Raw genomic sequence first — 575 nt, 5'->3', positions numbered from 1 at the left:
CCAGCCGGGTCGGCTCGGGCAGGCGGTAGCGCCCCAGGCAGGCCAGCACCAGCGAAAGACTCGTCGGGACCGACACCCGGTGGCCGGGCGAGACAAACAGGGAGTTGCAACGCGGCTTGCTGCGCAGCACCCAGCCGACCTGACGGTCCTTGTGCCACAGCGGGGTGTGATCGCCCCGCAGCGGGCCGGGTTCGTCGTAGTCGCCGACCAGCCGGCTTTTGGCCACGCCGATGCAGGGCAGCCCGCTAAGCACGCCCAGGTGCGCGGCGATGCCCAGGCCACGCGGGTGGGCGATGCCATGGCCATCCACCAGTACCAGCGCCGGAGCGGTACTCAACTGCTGCAGCGCCTGCCACGCCGCCGGCAGCTCGCGGAAGCTCAGCAGGCCGGGAATATAGGGCAGGGCGGTGGGCAGGCGCGCCACACGCGACTCCAGTGTCTGCAGGGTGTCGCCCTCCAGCAGCACCGCCGCCGATCGGGTGGTGCGGCCGGCGTCCTCGAAGCCGGTATCCACCCCGGCCAGCCGTGCGGGCAGGGCGGTGAGTACATCCTCCAGCGACACCTGCGCGGCAAGG

1 protein-coding gene is annotated in these 575 nt (G+C 72.0%); it reads right to left on the bottom strand.

Annotated features, from left to right (window positions below):
• On the bottom strand, window positions 1-575 hold a 575-nt coding region (nfi, locus tag JCM9942_RS17750), incomplete at both ends, for a deoxyribonuclease V (protein ID WP_054661079.1).

Source organism: Stenotrophomonas pictorum JCM 9942, from assembly GCF_001310775.1.
Taxonomy (GTDB): domain Bacteria; phylum Pseudomonadota; class Gammaproteobacteria; order Xanthomonadales; family Xanthomonadaceae; genus Stenotrophomonas; species Stenotrophomonas pictorum.
Note: the sequence above shows the minus strand (reverse complement) of the source record. Positions and strands in the feature narration are given on the sequence as shown.